The organism is Bacillus sp. 7884-1, assembly GCF_002272245.1.
GTDB lineage: Bacteria > Bacillota > Bacilli > Bacillales > Cytobacillaceae > Neobacillus.
Map to the genome: position 1 here is coordinate 1 of NZ_NPDD01000297.1, position 543 is coordinate 543.

Sequence of the window (543 nt, forward strand, 5' to 3'; positions counted from 1 at the left end):
AAAAGCAATTACGATCCGAAATGAACACCATTCCGTTATAGAAGCTATTGAACGCCAAATGTACCATTATTCTTATCATGTTGGGCAAATCATTTATATCGCGAAATATTTAAAATCTGGTGATTGGAAATCACTAACGATTCCTCGAAAAAAGTAAATATGTGCATTAGTTAACATTTTGACTGAATGGAGATATTAATTAAAAAAGTTATCGGAGGTAAGGCATGGAGAATGAAAAATGTGACTTGGTCCACCCAAACGGTGTCAAGGAAAAGAAACTGGAAGTAATTGATGGATACACGATAAAGTATCATGCAAATGGAAAAACAATATGGTCAAAAGGAAAAATGATTGAAGATAAGCCAGGCGGCTATTGGGAATGGTATCGTGCCGATGGAACAATAAAGCGTTCAGGATATTTTGAAAAAGGTGAGCCTGTTGGTGAATGGGTCACCTATGATAGCAATGGAGAAAAATACAAAACCACCAATCGTAAGAAAGAATAGTTACTCTAAATAAATCGCAGGGGGTGAGGAATATCCG

At 36.3% G+C, this 543-nt stretch carries 2 protein-coding genes; both read left to right on the top strand.

The features are described from left to right. Window positions 1-157 (top strand): DUF1572 family protein (locus tag CHI06_RS28455; RefSeq protein ID WP_142301044.1); only part of this gene is annotated, 157 nt, incomplete at its 5' end. Between the two features lie 67 nt (window positions 158-224). Beyond that, on the top strand, window positions 225-506 hold the full coding sequence (locus tag CHI06_RS28460) for a hypothetical protein (protein ID WP_095251992.1): 282 nt from the start codon (window positions 225-227) through the stop codon (window positions 504-506). The last annotated feature ends 37 nt before the right edge of the window (window positions 507-543 follow it).